19 protein-coding genes are annotated in these 20,545 nt (G+C 74.0%); 13 read left to right on the forward strand and 6 right to left on the reverse strand.

The window, feature by feature from the left end:
* Nucleotides 1-3 precede the first annotated feature (3 nt).
* Together ACUYMY_RS06740 and ACUYMY_RS06745 are read left to right on the forward strand one after the other, a co-directional pair.
* Nucleotides 4-1,386, forward strand: coding sequence for a M16 family metallopeptidase (locus ACUYMY_RS06740; protein WP_481702837.1), 1,383 nt, complete (start codon nt 4-6; stop codon nt 1,384-1,386).
* 517 nt (nt 1,387-1,903) lie between these two features.
* Complete coding sequence (locus tag ACUYMY_RS06745; protein WP_481702838.1) at nt 1,904-2,134, forward strand: hypothetical protein; 231 nt, start codon at nt 1,904-1,906, stop codon at nt 2,132-2,134.
* Here ACUYMY_RS06745 and ACUYMY_RS06750 read toward each other — a convergent pair whose 3' ends face one another.
* From ACUYMY_RS06750 to moaA, 5 genes are all read right to left on the reverse strand, one after another.
* Nucleotides 2,135-2,992, reverse strand: coding sequence for an ABC transporter permease (locus ACUYMY_RS06750; protein ID WP_481702839.1), 858 nt, complete (start codon nt 2,990-2,992; stop codon nt 2,135-2,137). It lies immediately after the preceding gene.
* Nucleotides 2,979-3,980: an ABC transporter ATP-binding protein gene (locus tag ACUYMY_RS06755; protein WP_481702840.1), complete on the reverse strand. Its 1,002-nt coding sequence runs from the start codon at nt 3,978-3,980 to the stop codon at nt 2,979-2,981. The genes ACUYMY_RS06750 and ACUYMY_RS06755 overlap by 14 nt, the downstream gene beginning before the upstream one ends.
* Nucleotides 3,977-5,086 (reverse strand): LolA family protein, encoded by a 1,110-nt coding sequence (locus ACUYMY_RS06760; protein WP_481702841.1) that lies wholly within the window; start codon nt 5,084-5,086, stop codon nt 3,977-3,979. The genes ACUYMY_RS06755 and ACUYMY_RS06760 overlap by 4 nt, the downstream gene beginning before the upstream one ends.
* Nucleotides 5,087-5,165: 79 nt before the next feature.
* The gene (locus ACUYMY_RS06765) at nt 5,166-5,447 is read right to left on the reverse strand and encodes a MoaD/ThiS family protein (RefSeq protein WP_481702842.1); all 282 of its coding nucleotides are present in this window, start codon (nt 5,445-5,447) and stop codon (nt 5,166-5,168) included.
* 8 nt (nt 5,448-5,455) lie between these two features.
* On the reverse strand, nt 5,456-6,592 hold the full coding sequence (moaA, locus tag ACUYMY_RS06770; RefSeq protein ID WP_481702843.1) for a GTP 3',8-cyclase MoaA: 1,137 nt from the start codon (nt 6,590-6,592) through the stop codon (nt 5,456-5,458).
* Between the two features lie 172 nt (nt 6,593-6,764).
* Between moaA and ACUYMY_RS06775 the strand changes: the two genes are divergently transcribed.
* The 7 genes from ACUYMY_RS06775 to ACUYMY_RS06805 all read left to right on the forward strand — a co-directional run bounded on the left by ACUYMY_RS06775 (nt 6,765) and on the right by ACUYMY_RS06805 (nt 12,658).
* Nucleotides 6,765-8,363, forward strand: coding sequence for a molybdopterin-dependent oxidoreductase (locus ACUYMY_RS06775; protein WP_481704987.1), 1,599 nt, complete (start codon nt 6,765-6,767; stop codon nt 8,361-8,363).
* Complete coding sequence (locus ACUYMY_RS06780; protein WP_481702844.1) at nt 8,360-9,691, forward strand: molybdopterin molybdotransferase MoeA; 1,332 nt, start codon at nt 8,360-8,362, stop codon at nt 9,689-9,691. The genes ACUYMY_RS06775 and ACUYMY_RS06780 overlap by 4 nt, the downstream gene beginning before the upstream one ends.
* The gene (gene moaC, locus ACUYMY_RS06785) at nt 9,688-10,287 is read left to right on the forward strand and encodes a cyclic pyranopterin monophosphate synthase MoaC (RefSeq protein ID WP_481702845.1); all 600 of its coding nucleotides are present in this window, start codon (nt 9,688-9,690) and stop codon (nt 10,285-10,287) included. Before ACUYMY_RS06780 ends, moaC begins: the two co-directional genes overlap by 4 nt.
* Nucleotides 10,288-10,394: 107 nt before the next feature.
* Entirely contained in the window at nt 10,395-10,853 is a 459-nt protein-coding gene (locus tag ACUYMY_RS06790) for a MogA/MoaB family molybdenum cofactor biosynthesis protein (protein ID WP_481704988.1), read from the forward strand.
* Nucleotides 10,843-11,361, forward strand: a complete 519-nt coding sequence (locus ACUYMY_RS06795; RefSeq protein ID WP_481702846.1) for a molybdenum cofactor biosynthesis protein MoaE — start codon at nt 10,843-10,845, stop codon at nt 11,359-11,361. Before ACUYMY_RS06790 ends, ACUYMY_RS06795 begins: the two co-directional genes overlap by 11 nt.
* A 74-nt stretch (nt 11,362-11,435) precedes the next feature.
* On the forward strand, nt 11,436-12,194 hold the full coding sequence (gene dapB / locus ACUYMY_RS06800; protein WP_481702847.1) for a 4-hydroxy-tetrahydrodipicolinate reductase: 759 nt from the start codon (nt 11,436-11,438) through the stop codon (nt 12,192-12,194).
* Entirely contained in the window at nt 12,191-12,658 is a 468-nt protein-coding gene (locus tag ACUYMY_RS06805; RefSeq protein ID WP_481702848.1) for a hypothetical protein, read from the forward strand. Before dapB ends, ACUYMY_RS06805 begins: the two co-directional genes overlap by 4 nt.
* 18 nt (nt 12,659-12,676) lie before the next feature.
* Here the strand turns inward: ACUYMY_RS06805 and ACUYMY_RS06810 are convergent, their stop codons facing one another.
* The gene (locus tag ACUYMY_RS06810; RefSeq protein WP_481702849.1) at nt 12,677-13,924 is read right to left on the reverse strand and encodes a heparan-alpha-glucosaminide N-acetyltransferase domain-containing protein; all 1,248 of its coding nucleotides are present in this window, start codon (nt 13,922-13,924) and stop codon (nt 12,677-12,679) included.
* A gap of 113 nt (nt 13,925-14,037) precedes the next feature.
* On the opposite strand from ACUYMY_RS06810, the gene ACUYMY_RS06815 reads away from it, so the two are divergent.
* The 4 genes from ACUYMY_RS06815 (at nt 14,038) to ACUYMY_RS06830 (ending at nt 20,545) form a co-directional block, all read left to right on the forward strand.
* On the forward strand, nt 14,038-14,793 hold the full coding sequence (locus tag ACUYMY_RS06815) for a carbon-nitrogen hydrolase family protein (protein ID WP_481702850.1): 756 nt from the start codon (nt 14,038-14,040) through the stop codon (nt 14,791-14,793).
* Nucleotides 14,794-14,889: 96 nt separating this feature from the next.
* Entirely contained in the window at nt 14,890-15,798 is a 909-nt protein-coding gene (gene dapA, locus ACUYMY_RS06820; RefSeq protein ID WP_481702851.1) for a 4-hydroxy-tetrahydrodipicolinate synthase, read from the forward strand.
* Nucleotides 15,799-15,810: 12 nt separating this feature from the next.
* Nucleotides 15,811-17,502, forward strand: coding sequence for a ribonuclease J (locus tag ACUYMY_RS06825; protein ID WP_481702852.1), 1,692 nt, complete (start codon nt 15,811-15,813; stop codon nt 17,500-17,502).
* An 85-nt stretch (nt 17,503-17,587) separates the two neighbouring features.
* A complete protein-coding gene (locus ACUYMY_RS06830; RefSeq protein ID WP_481702853.1) occupies nt 17,588-20,545 on the forward strand; it encodes an FtsK/SpoIIIE family DNA translocase in 2,958 nt (985 codons plus the stop codon).

Here is a 20,545-nt window from a genome sequence, read left to right on the forward strand (position 1 = left end):
GGCATGGCAACTGTCGAACTGCCGCTGACCGCTGGCCAGCTCGTGGACGGCGCGCCCGCGTCGACCACGGTCTTCGGACAGGAGGGCGGCGCCGTCGTGCGCCGCTCCGTCCTGCCCGGGGGCGTCCGCGTCCTGACGGAGGCGATGCCCGGCCAGCGGTCGGCGGCGATCGGCTTCTGGGTGGGCGTCGGCTCCCGTGACGAAGCCGAGGGCCAGCACGGCTCGACGCACTTCCTCGAGCACCTCCTGTTCAAGGGGACCCAGCGCCGCACGGCCCTCGAGATCGCCTCGGCGTTCGACGAAGTCGGCGGCGAGTCCAACGCGGCCACGGCCAAGGAGAGCACGTGCTACTACGCGCGCGTGCTCGACACGGACCTGCCCATGGCCATCGACGTGATCGCGGACATGATCACCTCGGCCGTCCTGGATCCCGATGAGCTCGAGCAGGAGCGCGACGTGATCCTCGAGGAGATCGCGATGGACAGCGACGACCCGACGGACGTGGCCCACGAGCACTTCGTCGCCGCCGTCCTCGGCGAGCACCCGCTCGGCCGCCCCATCGGGGGCACGCCCGACGCGATCCGCGCCGTCCCGCGCGACTCCGTGTGGGAGCACTACCGCCGCTACTACCGCCCGTCAGAGCTCGTCGTGACGGCGGCCGGCGGCCTCGAGCACGACGCCGTGTGCCGGCTCGTCCTCGAGGCCCTCCAGAGCGCGGGCTGGCACCTCGAGGACTCCGTGCCCCCGGTGGCCCGGCGCTCGACGGCCGCCGCCGAGATCACCGGCCGGCCCGGCCTCACGGTGGTGCGGCGGCAGGTCGAGCAGGCCAACGTCATCATGGGCTGCCCCTCCATCACCGCGACGGACCCGCGCCGGTACGTCATGAGCGTGCTCAACGCGGTCCTCGGCGGGGGCATGTCCTCGCGCCTGTTCCAGGAGATCCGCGAGAAGCGCGGCCTCGTCTACTCGACCTACTCCTTCGCCTCGGCCTACGCGGACGCCGGGTACTTCGGCATCTACGGCGGCTGCTCGCCCGCGAAGGTCCCGCAGGTGCTGTCCCTCATGGACGCCGAGCTGGCCAAGCTCGCCGAGCACGGCATCTCCGAGGAGGAACTGCGCAAGGCCGTGGGGCAGCTCTCGGGCGGGATCGTCCTCGCGCTGGAGGACACTGGCTCGCGCATGTCCCGCCTGGGCCGCGCGGAGCTCGTCTCGGGGGAGTTCCAGGACATCGAGGAGACCCTCTCGCGCATCGCCGCCGTGAGCGCGGAGGAGGTCCAGGAGCTCGCGCGCGTCCTGGCCGCGTCGCCACGGACGGTCACGGTCGTGGGCCCCTTCGAGGAGACGGAGACCTTCGGCCTGCCGGATGGGATGACCCCGCATCGCTAAGACCTGACCCCGCATCGTAGGGAGCTGACCCCGCACCGACTCCGTCGGTGCGGGGTCAGCTGCTGTGTGAGCTGAATCTCAAAGATCGTCGGCTAGTTGAAAGTAAATTGTTGACAATCAACTATCTGCGGCGCACACTGGAGGAAACCGAAGGGGTGAGCACCATGAAGTCTCGAACGCTCTGCGCACAACGGAAGATGGCCCAGCGGCACTCGATGGAATCCGGCTTCGGATTCCACGCTCCGAGCCCCCGCCCCTCCGGAGACGGCTGGATGTCTCTCCCGACCGAGGGAGCGGTTGCCATCGAGCGCGGCGCGGACCTGAACGTGAACCTCTCCGCGCTTGGGCCCGGCGACGCCCCGTTCCTCGGCTGAGCCTCCCCGACACTCCCAGCCCCCACATGCTGCCCCTGATGGTGTGGCGCCGGCGCAATGGCGCGCCGGGCCCACCTGGCACCATCCGCACAACCCACGAGCGGCCACTGCCGCCAAGTACAGGACAGGAACGGTGAAACATCATGGCTTCAACGAGCGAACTCCGCGTCGGCCAGACCGTCGAGTGGTACGACACGCCCCTCGGTGGATGCGCGACCGGCAAGGTAGAGAACGTCTCCCACCATTCCGGCTGGGTGACGGTGCGCCTGAACGCGCTGTACGTGCTGGCCCCGTGGCAGGATTCCGGCGCCTCCGGCCGGACGCGCCGGACCCACACCACGATGCGGGCGCACCAGCTCACGCCGCGCGACTAGTCAGGCCAGGATGTCCTTCGCTGTGAACCGGCCGTAGGCGAGCGCGGCGAAGAACGCCGCGTAGCCGGCCTGGAGCAGGGCGTTCTGCCCGAGCGAGTCCCACGCGATCGGCTCCCGCAGGAAGTCCGCGAGCCCGAGCCAGTGGTGCGTGAAGAGCCACGGGTGCAGCCACTCCAGCTGGTCGAGCGCGCCAAGGATCTGGGAGACGACGGCGAGGACCGCCGTCGCGGCCATCGCCCCGACCGGCACCCCCGTGAGCGTCGAGGCGAACAGCCCGATCGCGGCGAGCCCGAGGAGCGATACGGCCGAGTAGCCCGCCATGAGCGCCAGGCGCCCGAAGGCCTCGCTCGGGCCGATCACCGCGCCGGACAGGAGCGTCGCCTGCCCGAGGGGGAACAGGACGAGGCCCGTCGCCGTGCCGCCGAGCACGACGACGAGCGGCGCCGCGACGCAGAAGAGCGCGGTGGAGGCGTACTTGACCACGAGCAGCCGCACCCGCCCGGCGGGAGCGACGAGCAGGTAGCGCAGGGTTCCGAGGCTCGCCTCCCCGGCGATGGTGTCCCCTGAGACGACGCTCACGGTCAGCGGCAGGAACAGGGGCGTGCAGACGACGAGGGCGACGACGCCCACGAACAGGCCGTTCTCCGTGACCTGGTTCAGGAACGCCGGGCCGCGCCCGCTCGGCGGCCGGCCCGAGAACTTCACCGCGAGCCCGATCAGGACGGGGACGGCGGCGAGGGCGGCGAACATCGCCCACGTCCGCCAGCGCCGGAACAGGATGCCGAGCTCCGAGCCCAGCAGCCGCAGCGTCGCGGGGCCCGCCGGCCGGGGGCCCGCCCCCGCCTCAGCCCGCGACATCGAAGCCCTCGCCCGTGAGCTCGACGAACCGCTCCTCGAGGCTTCCGGCCCCGGCGGAGAACCCCCGGACCCGGACCCCCGCCGCGACGAGTGCCGCGACGACCGCCTCAGCCGGGGGCACGCCGTCGTGCGCGGGACGGTCGGCGCCGCCGCCATCCGGGGAATGCGCGGCCACGCCAGCCACGATTCCGGGGCCCGCGGGCTCGGGCTCGACGCCGAAGCGGCGCAGCACCTCGGCCGCCTCGGCGGCGTCCGGCGTGCGCACCTCGAACCGGAACCGCGCGCCCTCGCGCAGCACCCCGAGCTCGGCCTGCGCGACGAGGCGGCCTGCCCGCAGCACGGCCGCGTGCGAGCAGATCTGCTCGACCTCGGCGAGGAGGTGGCTCGAGACGAAGACCGTGGTCCCGTCGTCCGCGAGCGAGCGGATGAGCGCCCGCACCTCGCGCGTGCCCTGCGGGTCGAGGCCGTTCGTCGGCTCGTCGAGCACGAGCAGCTCGCGGGGCAGCAGGATCGCCGCCGCGAGCCCGAGCCGCTGCTTCATCCCGAGGGAGTAGGCGTGGACGCGCTTGCGCGCCGCGTGGCCCAGGCCAACCCGCTCGAGGGCGGCCGCGACCCGCGCGGCGCGCGTGCGCGGGGGCGCGAGCGGGTCCGCGGTGTCGAGTCGCTCGAGGTTCGCCCGGCCGCTCAGGAAGGGGTAGAAGGCGGGCCCCTCGACGAGCGCGCCGACGCGGGGCAGGACGCGCCGCAGCGCCTTCGGCATGGGCTCGCCGAGCACCTCGGCGCGCCCGGCGCTCGGGGAGACGAGCCCGAGGAGCATCCGGATCGTCGTCGTCTTGCCCGAGCCGTTCGGGCCGAGGAAGCCGAACACCGCCCCGCGCGGCACCTCGAGGTCCAGGCCCTCGACGGCGGAGTGCGCGCCGAAGCGCTTGGTCAGCCCGTCCGTGCGGATGGCCGCGCCGGCCCCTGAGCCGCCCCCCGGACCGCTCACCGGGCGGCCGCCGCCTCGAGCGCCGAGGCCGGCACGGCCCCGGCGAGGATGCGGCCGTCGTCGGCCAGCAGGATGTTCACGAGGGACGAGGAGAGCAGCCGTCCGCCCGCCGCGGGGACCGCGAGCTGCTGCACGAGCGGGGACGCGAGGACGTCCGGCGGAACCCTGTCCGCGGGGATGACGGCGATCGCGTCCCAGCCGGGGGCGTGGCCGGCGTCCGGCGTCGGATGCTGGCCGGGCGACGTGCCGGGGTGCGGCGGGATGGCGTCGGCGGGGATCTGCTTCTCGGTCACGGTCGCTCCGGGCGGCGGCGCGAGCGTGAACAGCGCCGGGTCGGGGGCGCCGAAGGAGACGGACGTGAACCCGGCATGGAAGGCCGCCGCGGCCTGGCCCTTGGCGTAGACGTCGATGGCGAGCGGCATTCCGCTCGCGGCGTCCACGGCGATCTGGACCCGGTCGACCAGCGTCCCGGCGGTCTTGGGCGTCAGGACCAGCGCGTACGCGCTGTGCCCGGCCACGGCGACGGGCGCGCCGAGCGTGACCTCGGTGCTCGGATCGGCCGCGGCGAGGAGCCGGCGGGCGAGGTCGTCGGGCGAGGCCGTGGGCGCGGCCGGAGCCGTCGCGCCGGGGGAGCCGGATGAGCCAGGGGAGAGAGCCCGGTCCGGGAGCACGGCGTGCGTGACGGCGTTGGCCTTGGAGTCGTAGGTCCACACGTCCCGGCCGTTGCGGACGAGGTCGCGCTCGGCGAGCTGGTCGATGACCTGGACGCGCACGCGCTCCGGCCCGTCGGCGTACACGCGCCCGGTGTGCGGGACCGTGAGCAGCTCAAGGACGGCGGCCTCCGGCCCGGCGGCCGCGCCGCCCGAGCCGGGCCCGAGGGTCTGCGCGGGGATGGCCGGGAGGCCGAGGTCGGCCCGCTGCTCGAGCGTGCCGGAGAACTGCCGCGCCGTGGTCGACGTGGCGTGGCCCGCGACGAGGGCGAGCACCTGCTCGGGCGTGGCCGGAGGGGGCGGTGCCACCACCGCGGAGGCTCCGCCCGCGAGCAGGCCCACCGCGATCGCGGCGGGCACGGCCGCCGCGGGGATCCACCGACGCCAGCCGCGCATGGCAAGCCACCTCCCGAACGCTGTGCTTCCACGCTACGCCTGTGGCGGGATCCTGTCCCCGGGAGTTTCCTGTGAGGCTCTAGCCGCCCGCGAAGGGGGGCAGGACGTCGAGGACGTCCCCGTCGGCGAGGGCGCGCGAGCGGTCCTTCGCGGCGACCTCGTTCACGAGGAACGAGCAGCGCCGCAGCACGTCGGCGAGCGGCGGCGCCGCTGGGTTGTCTCGGCGTGCCGCCACGCGGTCGACGGCGACCGCCGCCTCGAGCGCCTCGGCGAGGGTCGCGCCGTCGGCCGCCTCGAGGGGCTCCTCCGCCACGCCGGCCGCTGCCTGGGCAGCGGCGTAGTACCGCACGGTGATCTGCATGGTCTCTCCTACCCGCCGATCGCGCTCATCGACCGGTCCGGCTGCACGAAGTCCTGGGCCCCGAGGCCCGTGTGGTCCATGCCGTGGGCCTTGGGCTTGAGCCACATCGCGTCCTGCCACAGGGACGCGACGGCCTCGTCGCCGGCGTCCGAGCGCAGGAGGGGGCGCAGGTCCACCTCGTCGTGGGAGAAGAGGCAGCTCATGACCTTGCCCTCGGCCGTGATCCGGGTGCGCTTGCAGTCGGCGCAGAACGGCTCCGTGACCGAGGCGATGATCCCCACGGTGCCCAGCGGGGCGTCCGCAGGCCCAGAGCTGTCCGGCCCCTCGGGCGTGCGGACCTCGAAGCGCTCGGCGGGGGCGCCGTCGCGGGCGCGGGGGTCGGGGGAGAGCCGGAAGCGGCGGCCGAGGATCCCGCGGATCTCCTCGGCGGTGACCATGCCGTTGCGCGTCCAGCCGTGGTCGGCGTCGAGCGGCATCTGCTCGATGAAGCGCAGCTCGTAGCCGCGCTCGAGGCACCACGCGAGCAGGCCGGGCGCCTCGGCGTCGTTGATCCCGCGCATGAGCACGGCGTTGATCTTGATCGGGCCGAGGCCCGCAGCGTCGGCGGCCTCGATGCCGGCGAGCACCCGGTCGAAGAACGGCCGGCGGGTGAGCTGGGCGAACGTCTCGGGGTGCAGGGTGTCGAGCGAGATGTTGATGCGGGTCAGGCCCGCGGCCGCCAGCGCCGCGGCCTTGGCGTCGAGGCCCACTCCGTTGGTCGTGAGGGCGATCGGCAGGTCCGGGTGCTCCGCGCGCAGCGCCGAGACGATCTCGACGAGGTCCGCGCGCACGAGCGGCTCGCCGCCCGTGAGCCGCAGCTCGCGTACGCCGAGGCGGTGCACGCCGATTCCCACGAGCCGGACGATCTCCTCGGCCGTGAGCACGGCATCCTTGGCGAGCCAGGGGAGGCCCTCGGCCGGCATGCAGTAGGAGCAGCGGAGGTTGCACTTGTCCGTGAGCGACAGGCGCATGTCCGTGGCGACGCGGCCGTAGCGGTCGGCGAGGCCGGAGAGCTGGGGGCGGTCGACGGCGGGTCCCGCAGCGGGCGCCCCGGTGGCCCGCGCGGCCCCGCCGCGCACTGCCGGGATGCCGAGCTGAACTGTCATATATCTAAGGTACGACAGAGACCCGGTCCGTGGTCTGCCCCCGTCCACATTCCGGCGGCCGGACACCGCGAAAGGTGTCGGAGCCCGAGCCTATGCTGGAGGCATGGCAGCCAGCCATCCCCGTCCCGAGCCGGGCACTGCCCCGCGTGCCGCGGCGGCTCAGGCCCCCGTGATGCGCGCCCGAGCGGCGGCCTGGGCCGCGCTTGCGGGCCTCGTCGCGGCCTTCGCAGGAGTCCTCGCGGGCGAGCTCGTCGCTGCCTTCGCGAGCCCCTCGCTGAGCCCGGTCACGGCCGTGGGCGGCGCCGTCGTCGACTTTGCCCCGCCCGCCGCGAAGGACTGGGCCGTCGCCGTCTTCGGCACGGGGGACAAGGCCTTCCTCCTGGCCTCGATCGGCATCCTGCTCGCGCTCCTCGGCGCGGGCGCGGGCGTGGCCGAGCTGCGCCGGCCGGGCGCCGGCGTCGGGCTCGCCGGGGCCATCGGCGCCGTCGGCCTCGCGGCGGTCGCGACGCGCGCCCTCGCGACCCCCGGCGCCTGGGCCTGCGCCGTCGTTGCCGGGGCAGTCGCGATGGCCCTCGTGCGCTGGCTCGTCGGAAGGCTCCGCGGAGAGACCGCGGCGCCTGGCGCGGCTGCTTCTGGCGCGCCCGGCCCCCCGATGTCCCTCCCGCCGCCTCCTGGCCCCCTGCCCCCCGAGCCAGCCGCCCTTCCACGGCGCGGCTTCCTCCGCGCGCTCACCGGCACGGCCGTCGCGGTCGCGGTGGTGGGCGCCCTGACCGCCGCCGTGCGCGCCGCCGCGGTCCGGGCGGCCGCCGCCCGGGACGCCCTCAGGCTCCCCGCCCCTGCCCGGCCCGCCGAGGCGGTCCCGGCCGGGGCCGACCTGGGCGTGCCCGGCGTCGCGCCGCTCGTGACGCCGAACCGGGACTTCTACCGGATCGACACGGCGCTCGTTGTGCCCTCGGTGGAGCCCGCCGGGTGGACGCTGACGGTCACGGGCCTCGTCGAGCGGCCGCTCACGCTCACGTGGGACGAGCTGCTCGCCCAGCCGCTCGTGGCCCGGCATGTGACCCTCGCGTGCGTGTCCAATCCCGTCGGCGGGGATCTCGTGGGCAACGCCCTGTGGCTCGGCTGGCCCGTGCGCGAGCTCCTCGCCCGCGCGGTGCCCCGGCCCGGCGCAGACATGGTGCTCTCGCGCAGCGTTGACGGCTTCACGGCCAGCACGCCGCTTGAGGCGCTCACCGACCCGGGGCGGGACGCGCTGCTCGCCGTCGGCATGAACGGCGAGCCGCTCCCGCCCGAGCACGGCTTCCCGGCCCGCCTCGTCGTCCCGGGCCTCTACGGCTTCGTCTCCGCGACCAAATGGGTCACCGAGCTCAAGGTCACGACCTTCGCGGAGGACCTCGCCTACTGGAGCACCCGCGGGTGGAGCGAGCGCGGCCCGATCAAGACGGCCTCGCGCATCGACACCCCCCGCCCCGGCGCGCGCGTCGCCGCCGGGACCGTGGCCGTCGGCGGCGTCGCCTGGGCGCAGCACCGCGGGATCACCGCCGTCGAGCTCAGGGTGGACGACGGCGCGTGGCAGCCCGCGCGGCTCGGCACCGGGATCTCGACGGACACGTGGTACCAATGGGCCTCGGAGGTCCAGCTCGGTCCGGGAAGCCACCGGATCACGGTCCGGGCCGCCGACGAGACCGGGGCCTTCCAGACCGACCGGACGGCCCCGCCCGCGCCCGACGGCGCGACAGGGCACCACACGATCACGATCGAGGCCACATGAGTCCACAGCCCCACCGGGGAGAGCACCGCGGCGAGCGCCGCGGCGCCCACGCGCACCGGAGCGTCCAGGAGCACCGTGCCCGGATCGCCCACCTGCTCGCGCCCCTCGCGCAGCGCGGGCCGGAGCGGTGGCCGCTGCACGAGGCCCTGGGCGCCGCGCTCGGCGAGGACCTCGCCGCGCCCGTGAGCCTGCCCCCGTTCGACAACTCCCAGATGGACGGCTTCGCCGTCCGATCGGCGGACTTCGGCTCGCCAGGCGCAGGCAGCGCGGCGCACGCGGGTTCCGCAGGCGGCGGCAGGGCCGGGGACGCTGCCGACGGCGTGCGGCCCTTCACGGTCACGGCCCCGATCGCCGCCGGCGCCGTCCCGGCGCCGCTCGGCGCGGGCCTGGCCGCCCCGATCATGACCGGGGCGATGCTGCCCGAGGGGGCCGACGCCGTCGTGCCCGTCGAGCGGGCAGTGCCCTCCCGCTTCCCGGAGGAGGGCGGGACGGTCGCCCTCCCGCACGTGTCCCCGGGGACCTTCGTGCGGCGCGCCGGGAGCGACGTGTCCGCGGGCGCGATCGTGCTCCCCGCCGGCACCCGCATGGGCCCGGCCCAGATCGGGCTCGCCGCGGGCCTCGGGCTCTCCCGGGTCCCCGTCCGCGTGCCCCTGCGTGTCGCGATCGTCAGCACGGGTGCGGAGCTCGCCCCGCCCGGCGGGCGGCTCGAACCGGGCCAGATCCACGACGCGAACGGCCCGCTGCTCTGGGCCGCCCTGGCCGAGGCGGGGATGCAGGCCAGCTCGGCCGTCGTGCGCAGCGACGACCCGGCCGAGCTCCTGGCAGAGCTCACGGACCTCGCCGAGGCGGAGGCCGGCCGGCGCCCCGACGTCGTCATCACGACCGGCGGCGTCTCCCAGGGCGCCTTCGAGGCGACCAAGCTCGCGCTCGCGGGGCACGACGTCGAGTTCTCCCACCTCGCGATGCAGCCCGGCGGGCCGCAGGGCCTCGGGACGTTCCGCGGCCTGCCGGTCATCGCCTTCCCGGGCAACCCTGTGAGCTGCTGGATCTCGTGGGAGGTGCTCGTCCGGCCGGTCCTCGCCGAGCTCTTCGGCGCGCCCCAAGCACGGCGCCGCCTGCGCGTCCCGCTCGCGGGGCCGCTCGAGTCCCCGGCCGGGAAGCTGCAGGTCCGGCGAGCCCGGCTGCGCCCGGACGCTACGGCCGAGCTCGTCGGCGGGCCGGGCTCGCACTTGCTCGGCGCCCTCGCGGCCTCGGACGCCCTCGTCATGGTCCCGGAGGACGTCACGGAGCTGCCCGCCGGGGCGGACGTGGAAGTATGGCTCACGTGAACGACCCGGTGACCCCAGCTAACGAGGGCAGCGCCCCGGCAGACGGCCGCCCCGCGCATCCCGCCGCAGCGGATGCGGCGAGGGAAGACAGCGCAGCCCGCCTCACCCACGTGCGCGCCGACGGCACTGCCCACATGGTCGACGTGGCCGAGAAGGCCGTGACGAGCCGCGAGGCGACCGCGCAGGCCGTCCTCGCCACCCGGCCCGACGTCGTCGCCCTCCTCGCCGAGGGCGGCCTGCCCAAGGGCGACGCGCTCGCCGTCGCCCGCGTCGCGGGGATCATGGCGGCCAAGAAGACCCCGGACCTCATCCCGCTGTGCCACCCGCTCCCGATCTCCAAGGTCACGGTCGACTTCGAGCTCGGCGGGGACACCGTGCGCGTGCTCGCGACCGTGAAGACGCGCGGCGTGACCGGGGTCGAGATGGAGGCCCTCACGGCCGCCAGCGTCGCCGCCCTCGGCGTCTACGACATGGTCAAGGCCGTGGACCGGCACGCCGTCATCAGCGACGTCAAGGTGCTGGCCAAGAGCGGCGGGAAGAGCGGGGACTGGACGCTCGAAGAGCCAGTCCGCAGCGGGCAGGAGGGGGAACAGTGAGCGGGCACGGGAACGCCGGGCACGAGCACAGCGGCCGCGAGCACGCCGGCCACCAGCACGCCGGCCACGAGCACGACCGGGACGCCGGCGAGGGCCGGCGCGCCGGAATCGTGATCGCCTCGACCCGCGCCGCGACGGGCGTGTACGAGGACCAGACGGGGCCCGTCATCGCCGACTGGCTCGCCGAGCACGGCTTCGAGATCATCCCCACGGCCGTCGTGCCGGACGGCCCGTCCGTCGGCGCCGCCCTCCGGGCCCTCCTCGCCATGGACCCCGCCGTCATCATCACGAGCGGCGGGACGGGCCTGAGCCCGGACGACACGACGCCCGAGGAGACCCTGCCCCTCCTGGACCGCGAGGTCCCCGGCGTCATCGAGGCCATCCGCCGGGTGGGCAGCCACAAGACCCGCGCCTCCGTCCTGACCCGCGGCCACGCCGGCACCGCGGGCCGGACCTTCATCGTGAACCTCCCCGGCTCGCCGTCCGGCGTCATGGACGGGCTGGGGGTCCTCGACCCGATCCTCGGGCACGTCTGCGACCAGCTGGAGGGCAGCCATGGCCACTGAACCCAACACCAATCGCGCCGAGGGCACCGGGCCCACGGGGGGCACCGCGCCCGACGCCGCCGTCGTCATCGTCCGTGCCGACGTGACGCTCGAGCCGCTCGACGAGAGCGCCGCCCGGGAGGCCGTCGACGCGCCCGACGCCGGCGCCGTCGTCCTCTTCTCCGGCGTGGTCCGCGACCACGACGAGGGCCGCGGCGTCGACCGCCTCTCCTACACCGCGCACCCGAGCGCGACCGCGACCCTGCGCGGCGTCGTCGACGCCGTCATCGGCGAGCACCGCGCCGCGTTCGGCGAGTCCGAGCGCGCGATGCGGGTGTGGATCGCCCACCGGATCGGGGAGCTCAAGGTGGGGGACGCGGCGTTCGTGTGCGCCGTCTCGTCCGCGCACCGCGGCGAGGCCTTCCGGCTCTGCTCTGACCTCGTCGACCGGGTCAAGGCCGAGGTGCCGATCTGGAAGGAGCAGTTCTTCGACGACGGCGGCTCCGAATGGGTGGCCGCGCTGGGCTGACCCCCTCGCCGGCCGGGCCTCTGGGCCTGGGCGCGATTCTGCCCGGGCACAGCGCCGCCGGTAGGCTGGAGCGCATGGCAGAACGACTTCCGGTGGCAGTGCTGGGCGCGAACGGGCGCATGGGATCCGAGGCCGTCAAGGCCGTGACGGCGGCGCCGGACATGGAGCTCGTCGCGGCGCTCGGCCGGGGCGACTCCCTCCAGGGCGTGCTCGACGCCGGGGCCCGGGCCATCGTCGACCTCACCGTCCCGGACTCGACCGAGGCGAACGTCCGCTTCGCCGTCGAGAACGGCCTGCACGCCGTCGTCGGCACCACCGGCTGGACGGACGAGCGGCTCGCCGCCCTCGAGGCCCTCCTCGCCGAGCAGCCCGGCGTCGGCGTGCTCATCGCCCCCAACTTCGCCCTCGGCTCGGTCCTCGCGTCGGCCTTCGCCGCGAAGGCGTCGCGGTACTTCGAGTCCGTCGAGATCGTCGAGCTGCACCACCCGCAGAAGGTCGACGCGCCCTCCGGGACGGCCGTGCGGACCGCCCAGCTCATCGGGGCAGCGCGCGCGGAGGCCGGCGTCGGCCCCTCCCCGGACGCAACCGAGACCCAGCTCGACGGCGCGCGCGGCGCCGTCGTCGACGGCGTGCACATCCACGCCGTGCGGCTCCGCGGGCTCGTCGCGCACCAGGAGGTGCTCCTCGGCGGCCCCGGCGAGCAGCTGACCATCCGCCACGACTCGTTCGACCGCGCGTCCTTCATGCCCGGGGTCCTCCTGGGCCTGCGCGGGGTCGCCGGCCACCCGGGCCTCACGGTCGGGCTCGACGGCTACCTGGACCTCGGCCTGTGAGCCTCGTCGCCTGGTTCACGGCCAACCGCACCAAGATCTGGGTCGGCCTCGTGGCGGCCCTGCTCGTCTTCTACCTGATCGTCACGTTCGACCGGGCGCGGCTGCTCCTGGCGGACCCCGAGCCGGTCGCCAAGGCCATCGGCGCCGCCTACCTCCTCCTGCCCGTCGTCGGCGCGTGGGCCCTCGTGCGCGAGCTGATGTTCGGCGCGCGGCTCGAGCGGCTCGGCCGCCAGCTCGGCGAGGAGGGCGGGCTCCCCGAGGACACCCTGCCCCGGACGCCGGGCGGGCGGATCGTGCGGGAGGCCGCCGATGCCGAGTTCGGCAGGTACCGCGCCGAGGCCGAGGCGGCCCCGGACGACTGGCGCGTGTGGTACCGGTTGGGCCTCGCCTACGACGCGGCGGGGGACCGGAAGCAGGCCCGCGGCGCGATGCGCCGGGCCATCGCGCTCCACCGGGGGCAGTAGGACCGGCGGGGCCCCGGTTCAGCCACCCTGACCCGACGCCCCCGGCCGCGCCGGCCCCCGCGATGACCTGAGCGCCCCGAGGCGGGTCGCGCCGTGCGCGAGCGCCTCGAGCGGGCCCCGCCAGCCGTTCGCCCTGACGAAGAGCCCGATCGCGAGAGCCGCGACGATGTGCACCGTGAGCAGCATCTCGGGCGTGAGCCCGGGCGTGCCGCCCCGGTGGCTCCAGTCGAGGGCCCACACGTGCGCCGTGTACAGCGTCAGGGTCATCGCCCCAGCGCCCGCGAGCGGAGCGAGCAGGCCCGTGCGCGCGAGGAAGCGCAGCCGCGCGACGAGAAGGCAGGCGCCGATCGCCGCCGCGGCGGTCCCGGACGAGTGGATGAGGTCCAGCGGGGTCCCCGAATGCGGGGCGGCGGTCGCGAGCCACCACACGGTCCCGACCTGCTCGACCCCGGTGAGGTTCGCCTCGAGCATGGCCCGAAGGGGCCACCTGCGCGCCTCCTCGGTGGCCAGGAGCGCGTTGATGCCACCGAGCGGGACGAGCAGGACCCATGCCGCGGCCTTGGCCGCCGCGGCCGCCGCGGCGCCGCCGACGAGGAGCCACACCTGGGTGGCCGCCCGGGCCAGCTGAGCCCGGCCGATCCACAGGCCCACGAGCAGGTAGCCGAACCATTGGAGGATCGGGTAGATCCCGGTCACTGCGAGGTCGGCGACGAGCGTCAGGGGCGTGAGCAGGTCCTCCCACACCGGGTTGTGCCCGAGCCGGAGCGGCGGCTCCGTGCCGAGCAGCGCGGGGCGCAGCAGGAACGCCGCGATGGGGGAGAGCAGGAGCCAGGCGACCGCGAGCAGGCCCAGGGCCCGGCGCCCGAGCCCCACCACGGCGAGGGCGCACACGAAGAGCGCGGCGTAGTGGACGAGGATGACGGCGACGTTGACCTCGACGAGGCCGAGGGTCAGGCCGACGGCGGCGATCACCGCGGCCCGCAGGCAGAGGCCGAGCCGGTTGCGCGCGGCCGGTACGCGCCCGAGCGTGAGCGAGACGCCGGCGAGGACCGCGAACAGCGCCGCGGCACGCCCGGAGAACACGGTGCCGACCCACGTCGCCGAGTACTCGCCCGTGCCGCCGGCTCGCTCGAAGATCGGCATGATGTGGGTGGCCATCATGGCCAGCAGAGCGGCGCCGCGGGCGAGGTCGATGCCCTCGAGCCGGCCGCCATGCCTTCCGGCGGTGCCCGCGCCAGCCCGCCTCCGTGTCCCCTGCACGCCCATGGGCCACATGCTCTCATGCTGGGCTGGGGGAGGGCTGACGGCCGTCGGGCCGGCAGCCCCTCCCCAGGCCCGGCAACCCGGACGGCCCGGCAGCATGTCCTAGGATGGCGGGTATGTCGGCCGAGCTCACCGTGGCAGCAGTGCAGTCCGTCCCCCGTCCCGGCGGCTTGGCCGCGAACATCACCGAGCATGTGGGCCTCCTCGAGGACGCCCATGGGCACGGCGCCCGGCTCGTCGTCTTCCCCGAGCTGTCGCTCACCGGCTACGACCTGGACCTCCTCGCAGACGAGTCGAACTGGCTCACGAGCCCGTCCGCCCAGCTGTCCGACCTGCAGGTGGCGTGCGAGCGGATGGGGATCGTCGCCGTCGTGGGCGCGGCCGTGCGCGAGCCGGACGGCACCCCCCGCCTCGCCTCCGTCATGATCCGCCCCGGCACGGCCCCGCTCATCGCGGGAAAGATGCACCTCCACGGGCGCGAGCCCGAGCTGTTCGAGCCCGCCGAGCAGCCGACCATCGTCGACGTCGACGGCTGGAGCGTCGCCCTCGCGGTCTGCTTCGACGTCGCCCAGCCGAGCCACGCCGCAGAGGCGGCCGCCGCCGGCGCGGACCTCTACGCCGCCTCCGCCGTGTACGTGCGGGGCGAGGAGCGCCGCCTCGACCTGCACTTCGGCGCCAGGGCCATGGACAGCCGCTTCTTCGCGCTCCTGGCCAACGCGGGCGGCGAGAGCGCCCTCGGCCCCTCGTGCGGCAACAGCGGCATCTGGGGCCCGGACGGGCACCGCATCGTGCACGCGTCGGGGACCGGCCCCGAAGTTGTCACCGCGCTCCTCTTCCGCTCAGTGCTCGAGCGGTGGCGGCGCCCCGTGTGACCCCGCCCACCGGCCGCCGACGGGGCGAGTCCACGGGGTGGGAGGCGGCCCCGCGCCGTTGCCCAAAGCGCGTTGCGACAGGGTAACGTTCTTTGCATGGCTGACTCCGACATCCGCACGCGCACTTTCGGCACTCTCCTGACCGCGATGGTCACCCCGTTCACCCAGGACGGCGAGGTCGACTACGACGCGGCGGGCAAGCTGGCAGCGAAGCTGGTCGACGACGGATGCGATGGCCTCGTGGTCACGGGCACCACGGGCGAGACCTCCACCCTCACCGACGAGGAGAACCTCGGCATGTTCTCGGCGGTCCTCGAGGCCGTCGGCGGCCGGGCCAAGGTCATCGCCGGAACCGGCACGAACGACACGCGCCACTCCATCAGCCTCTCGCGCCGCGCCGCGGAGCTCGGCGTCGACGGCCTCCTCATCGTCACCCCGTACTACAACAAGCCGAGCCAGGCCGGCGTCCAGGCCCACTTCGAGGCCGTCGCGTCCGCGACCGACCTTCCGGTCATGCTCTATGACATCCCCGGCCGCTCCGGAATCCCGATCGCGACCGAGACCATGCTCCGACTCGCCGAGCACCCGAACATCCTGGGCCTCAAGGACGCCAAGGCCGACTTCGGTGCCATCACGCAGGTCCTCGCCAAGACGGACCTCGCGGTCTACTCGGGCGACGACGGGCTCACGCTCCCGTGGATGGCCGCGGGGGCGCTCGGAGTCGTCTCTGTCACCGCGCACGTGGCCACGGCCCAGTTCCGCCAGCTCGTCGACGCGTGCCTCGCGGGCGACTTCGCGACCGCGCGCAAGGTCCACTTCGAGCTCGACCCGGTCATCCGCGGCGTCATGACCCGCGTCCAGGGCGCCGTGGCGGCGAAGCAGATCCTCACATGGCAGGGAGTCCTGCCCAACTCCGTAGTCCGGCTGCCCCTCGTGGAGCCCGGCGAGGCGGAGCTCGCCCTCATCCGAGCCGATCTGGCCGAAGCCGGAATGGACTTCGCCTAGGAAGTAGTAGCAATGACCCAACGTGCCCTGCCCGTCCTCACCGCCCCGCCCCGGCTCCCGTCCGGAACCCTGCGGGTCGTCCCGCTCGGCGGGCTCGGCGAGGTCGGGCGGAACATGGCCGTGTTCGAGATCGGGGGCAAGCTCCTCATCGTCGACTGCGGCGTGCTTTTCCCCGAGGAGACGCAGCCCGGCGTCGACCTGATCCTGCCGGACTTCTCGTACATCGAGGACCGCATGGCTGACATCGTCGCCGTCGTCCTGACCCATGGCCACGAGGACCACATCGGCGCCGTCCCGTACCTCCTGCGCCACCGCCGGGACATCCCGCTCGTCGGGTCCCAGCTCACACTCGCGCTCGTCGAGGCCAAGCTCGCCGAGCACCGCATCACGCCCGTGCTGCGCGTCGTGGAGGAGGGCCAGGTCCTGGACTTCGGCCCCTTCCAGACCGAGTTCGTCGCCGTCAACCACTCCATCCCTGACGCCCTCGCGGTGTTCATCCGCACCGCCGGCGGCAGCGTGCTGCACACGGGCGACTTCAAGATGGACCAGCTGCCCCTCGACGGCCGGATCACCGACCTGCGGCACTTCGCCCGTCTCGGCGAGGAGGGCGTGGACCTCTTCATGGCGGACTCGACGAACGCGGACATCCCCGGCTTCACCACGGCCGAGAAGGAGATCGGTCCCACGCTGGACAGGCTCTTCGGGCAGGCGCGCAAGCGTGTGATCGTGGCCTCGTTCTCCTCGCACGTCCACCGCGTGCAGCAGGTGCTCGACGCCGCCCACCACCACGGCCGCAAGGTCGCCTTCGTGGGCCGGTCCATGGTGCGGAACATGGCCATCGCGGCGAAGCTCGGCTACCTCGACGTCCCCCCGGGGATCCTCGTCGACATGAAGAACATCGAGGACATCCCGGACCACCGCCTCGTCCTCATGTCCACCGGCTCCCAGGGCGAGCCCATGGCCGCGCTCTCCCGCATGGCCAACGGCGACCACCGCGTCCAGGTCGAGGCGGGCGACATGGTGATCCTCGCGTCCTCGCTCATCCCGGGCAACGAGAACGCCGTCTTCCGCGTCATCAACGGCCTGCTCAAGCTCGGCGCCAACGTCGTGCACAAGGGCACGGCGAAGGTCCACGTCTCCGGCCACGCCGCGGCCGGCGAGCTCCTGTACTGCTACAACATCATCGAGCCCCTCAACGCGATGCCCGTGCACGGCGAGACCCGGCACCTCATCGCCAACGGCAACCTCGCGCTCGAGACCGGCATGGAGCCCGAGAGCGTGATCCTCGCGGACAACGGCACGGTCGTGGACCTCGCCGGCGGCGTCGCGAAGATCGTCGGCCAGGTCGAGGTCGGGTTTGTGTACGTCGACGGCTCGAGCGTGGGGGAGATCACCGACGCGGACCTCAAGGACCGCCGCATCCTCGGCGACGAGGGCTTCATCTCCGTCATCACGGTCGTGAACCGCTCGACCGGCAAGGTCGTCTCGGGCCCCGAGATCCACGCCCGCGGAGTGGCCGAGGACGATGCCGTGTTCGACGACATCATCCCGAAGGTCAACGCGGCCCTCGAGGAGGCCATCCTCGCCAAGCCGGACCACACCGCGTACCAGCTGCAGCAGGTCGTGCGCCGGGTCATCGGCACGTGGGTCAGCCGCAAGCTGCGCCGCCGCCCGATGATCATCCCGGTCGTCCTCGAGGCGTAGCCCGGCAGCGCCCCCAAAGCGGCAAGGGCCGCCGTCCCCGTGTCAGTGCGCGGGAACGGCGGCCCTTCGCGGTACCGTGGCGAATATGGCGACTCGTACCCCTTCCACGCCACGCTCTCCGTCGGCCAGGTCCGGTCCCACCAAGGCCGGCAGCAGCAGCGGCACCCCGAAGTCCGGCGCCCGGGCAGGCTCAGGCCGCGGGGGGAAGGGCAGCACCACGACCCGCTCCGGGGTCACGAGCACCGACGCGGGCCAGCCCTGGCTCGCGAAGATCCTGGGCGGCGCGTGGCTCGCGCTCGCCCACGCGATCGGGGGCGGGGTCCGCCGCGTCGGCACGGACGTGAGCGACGTCGACCCCGCGGAGCGGCGCGACGGCGCCGGCCTGTTCAACCTCGCCCTCGCCGTCTTCATCGCCACGTTCGCCTGGTGGGGCTGGCACGGCTGGTTCCCCGACACCGTCTACGCGGTGGTCAACGGCACGTTCGGCTGGATCTCCCTCGTGCTCCCGCTCATGCTCGCGGTCTGCGCCGTGCGGCTCTTCCGCCGGCCGGGGGATCACCGCGGGAACAACCGCGTCGGCATCGGCTTCCTCGTCATGGCGTTCTCGGGCACGGGGATCGCGCACGTCGTCGGCGGGATGCCGACGGCGGGCGGCGGCTTCGAGGGGCTGCGCGAGGCGGGCGGCATGCTCGGCTTCCTCGCCTCCTCGCTCCTGGCGGAGATCCACCCCGCGGTGCCGCTCGTGCTCTACGGGGGCCTCGCCTTCATCTCAGTCCTCATCGTCACGGCGACGCCGTTCGCCGCCATCCCGCGCCGGCTCCGCTCCGCCTGGGAGCACCTCATGGGCGCGGACCTCGCGCGCGAGGACAGCGAGGATGGCGGCCACGACCGCAGCTACCTCTACGACTCGGAGCGCAGGGCCCAGGACGCCGCGCGCGAGCGCAGGAAGAACACGAAGAAGAGGCCGCGCCTCTTCGGCAAGGACGAGGAAGGGCAGCCCGACGAGTCCCCGGACGGCTTCGCGGGCGACGAGCCCTATGAGCGGGCCGTTGTCGAGGACCCTGCCGCGACGGTCCCCCTCGCGGCAGCCGAGGCCGGGCGCTCGCAGGCCGAGGCCGCGATCGAGAAGATCCGGGCCGCCCAGCAGGCCGGGCGCTCCGGCCAAGGCGCCCGCGCACCGGAGGGTGCGACCGAGGCCATCCCGACGGTTGGGCTGCCCACGCCGAACCTCCCGGGCGCCCCGGCAGGCTCGGCGGTGCCGCGCGTGCCCTCGACACCGCCGCCGCCCGCGGGGCCGCCCACCCCGATCCCGCAGCGCACGGAGCAGCTCGAGCTCTCGGGCGACGTCGCGTACACCCTCCCGGCCTCGGACTTCCTCGTCCACGGCAGCGCGCCGAAGGAGCGCACCGAGGCGAACGACGCCGTCGTCGCGGCCCTGACGAACACGCTCCAGCAGTTCAACGTCGACGCCGAGGTGACCGGCTTCTCCCGCGGGCCGACGGTGACCCGCTACGAGATCGAGCTCGCGCCCGGGACCAAGGTCGAGAAGGTCACGGCGCTGAGCAAGAACATCGCCTACGCCGTCGCGAGCTCGGACGTGCGCATCCTGAGCCCGATCCCGGGTAAGAGCGCGATCGGCATCGAGATCCCGAACACGGACCGCGAGACCGTCTCCCTCGGCGACGTCCTGCGCAGCCAGAACGCCCGCCGCACGGACCACCCCATGGTCATGGGCGTGGGCAAGGACGTCGAGGGCGGCTTCGTCGTCGCGAACCTCGCCAAGATGCCGCACATGCTCGTGGCCGGCGCGACCGGCGCGGGCAAGTCCTCGTTCGTGAACTCGATGATCACCTCGATCCTCATGCGCGCGACCCCGGACGAGGTCCGGATGGTCATGGTCGACCCCAAGCGCGTCGAGCTCACCGCGTACGAGGGCGTCCCGCACCTCATCACGCCGATCATCACCAACCCGAAGAAGGCGGCCGAGGCGCTGCAGTGGGTCGTGCGCGAGATGGACGCCCGCTACGACGACCTCGCCAACTACGGCTACAAGCACATCGACGACTTCAACAAGGCCGTCCGGGCCGGCAAGGTCGTCCCGCCGCCGGGCTCCGAGCGGAAGGTCCGGCCCTACCCGTACCTCCTCGTGATCGTCGACGAGCTCGCGGACCTCATGATGGTCGCCCCGCGGGACGTCGAGGACTCGATCGTGCGCATCACCCAGCTCGCCCGCGCGGCCGGCATCCACCTGGTCCTCGCGACCCAGCGCCCGAGCGTCGACGTCGTCACGGGCCTCATCAAGGCCAACGTGCCCTCGCGCATGGCCTTCGCGACCTCGTCCGTCACGGACTCCCGCGTCGTGCTCGACCAGCCCGGGGCCGAGAAGCTCATCGGCCAGGGCGACGCGCTCTTCCTGCCGATGGGCGCCTCGAAGCCCATGCGCGTGCAGGGGGCATGGGTGTCGGAATCCGAGATCCACCAGGTCGTCGAGCACGTCAAGGGCCAGTTGTCGGTCACGTACCGGGACGACGTCGCCGCGGAGCCCGAGAAGAAGCAGATCGACGAGGAGATCGGCGACGATCTCGAGGTGCTCCTGCAGGCCACCGAGCTCGTCGTCACGACCCAGTTCGGCTCGACCTCGATGCTCCAGCGCAAGCTCCGCGTCGGGTTCGCCAAGGCCGGCCGGCTCATGGACCTGCTCGAGAGCCGCGGCGTCGTGGGCCCCTCGGAGGGGTCCAAGGCGCGCGACGTCCTGGTCAAGCCGGATGACCTGCCCGCGGTGCTCGCCGCGCTCCGGGGCCAGGAGGCGCCGTCGTCCGCGCCTGGGACCACCGACCACACTGTGACAGCACTTGCCGACAACGCGAGCGCGAACCACCGCATGGGCGAGTACGAGGCCACCTCGCCCTACGCCGAGGACCTCGTCGCGGCCGACCTGGACGGACGGCCGCAGGCCACGGAGTACTACGACGGCACTGATGGTGCCGATGGCGGCGACGACGACGGCGGCGGCGAGGACGCGTGGCAGCTCACCGGACGCTAG

The sequence above is a fragment of the Sinomonas sp. T428B genome (genome assembly GCF_056780155.1).

Excerpts from the sequence above, each read along its gene's own strand:
- ACUYMY_RS06740 (WP_481702837.1), top strand. The coding sequence starts at position 4 with ATGGCAACTGTCGAACTGCCGCTGACCGCTGGCCAGCTCGTGGACGGC.
- ACUYMY_RS06745 (WP_481702838.1), top strand. The coding sequence starts at position 1,904 with ATGGCTTCAACGAGCGAACTCCGCGTCGGCCAGACCGTCGAGTGGTAC.
- ACUYMY_RS06750 (WP_481702839.1), bottom strand. The coding sequence starts at position 2,992 with ATGTCGCGGGCTGAGGCGGGGGCGGGCCCCCGGCCGGCGGGCCCCGCG.
- ACUYMY_RS06760 (WP_481702841.1), bottom strand. The coding sequence starts at position 5,086 with ATGCGCGGCTGGCGTCGGTGGATCCCCGCGGCGGCCGTGCCCGCCGCG.
- ACUYMY_RS06765 (WP_481702842.1), bottom strand. The coding sequence starts at position 5,447 with ATGCAGATCACCGTGCGGTACTACGCCGCTGCCCAGGCAGCGGCCGGC.
- moaA (WP_481702843.1), bottom strand. The coding sequence starts at position 6,592 with ATGACAGTTCAGCTCGGCATCCCGGCAGTGCGCGGCGGGGCCGCGCGG.
- ACUYMY_RS06775 (WP_481704987.1), top strand. The coding sequence starts at position 6,765 with ATGCGCGCCCGAGCGGCGGCCTGGGCCGCGCTTGCGGGCCTCGTCGCG.
- ACUYMY_RS06780 (WP_481702844.1), top strand. The coding sequence starts at position 8,360 with ATGAGTCCACAGCCCCACCGGGGAGAGCACCGCGGCGAGCGCCGCGGC.
- ACUYMY_RS06795 (WP_481702846.1), top strand. The coding sequence starts at position 10,843 with ATGGCCACTGAACCCAACACCAATCGCGCCGAGGGCACCGGGCCCACG.
- dapB (WP_481702847.1), top strand. The coding sequence starts at position 11,436 with ATGGCAGAACGACTTCCGGTGGCAGTGCTGGGCGCGAACGGGCGCATG.
- ACUYMY_RS06810 (WP_481702849.1), bottom strand. The coding sequence starts at position 13,924 with ATGGGCGTGCAGGGGACACGGAGGCGGGCTGGCGCGGGCACCGCCGGA.
- ACUYMY_RS06815 (WP_481702850.1), top strand. The coding sequence starts at position 14,038 with ATGTCGGCCGAGCTCACCGTGGCAGCAGTGCAGTCCGTCCCCCGTCCC.
- dapA (WP_481702851.1), top strand. The coding sequence starts at position 14,890 with ATGGCTGACTCCGACATCCGCACGCGCACTTTCGGCACTCTCCTGACC.
- ACUYMY_RS06825 (WP_481702852.1), top strand. The coding sequence starts at position 15,811 with ATGACCCAACGTGCCCTGCCCGTCCTCACCGCCCCGCCCCGGCTCCCG.
- ACUYMY_RS06830 (WP_481702853.1), top strand. The coding sequence starts at position 17,588 with ATGGCGACTCGTACCCCTTCCACGCCACGCTCTCCGTCGGCCAGGTCC.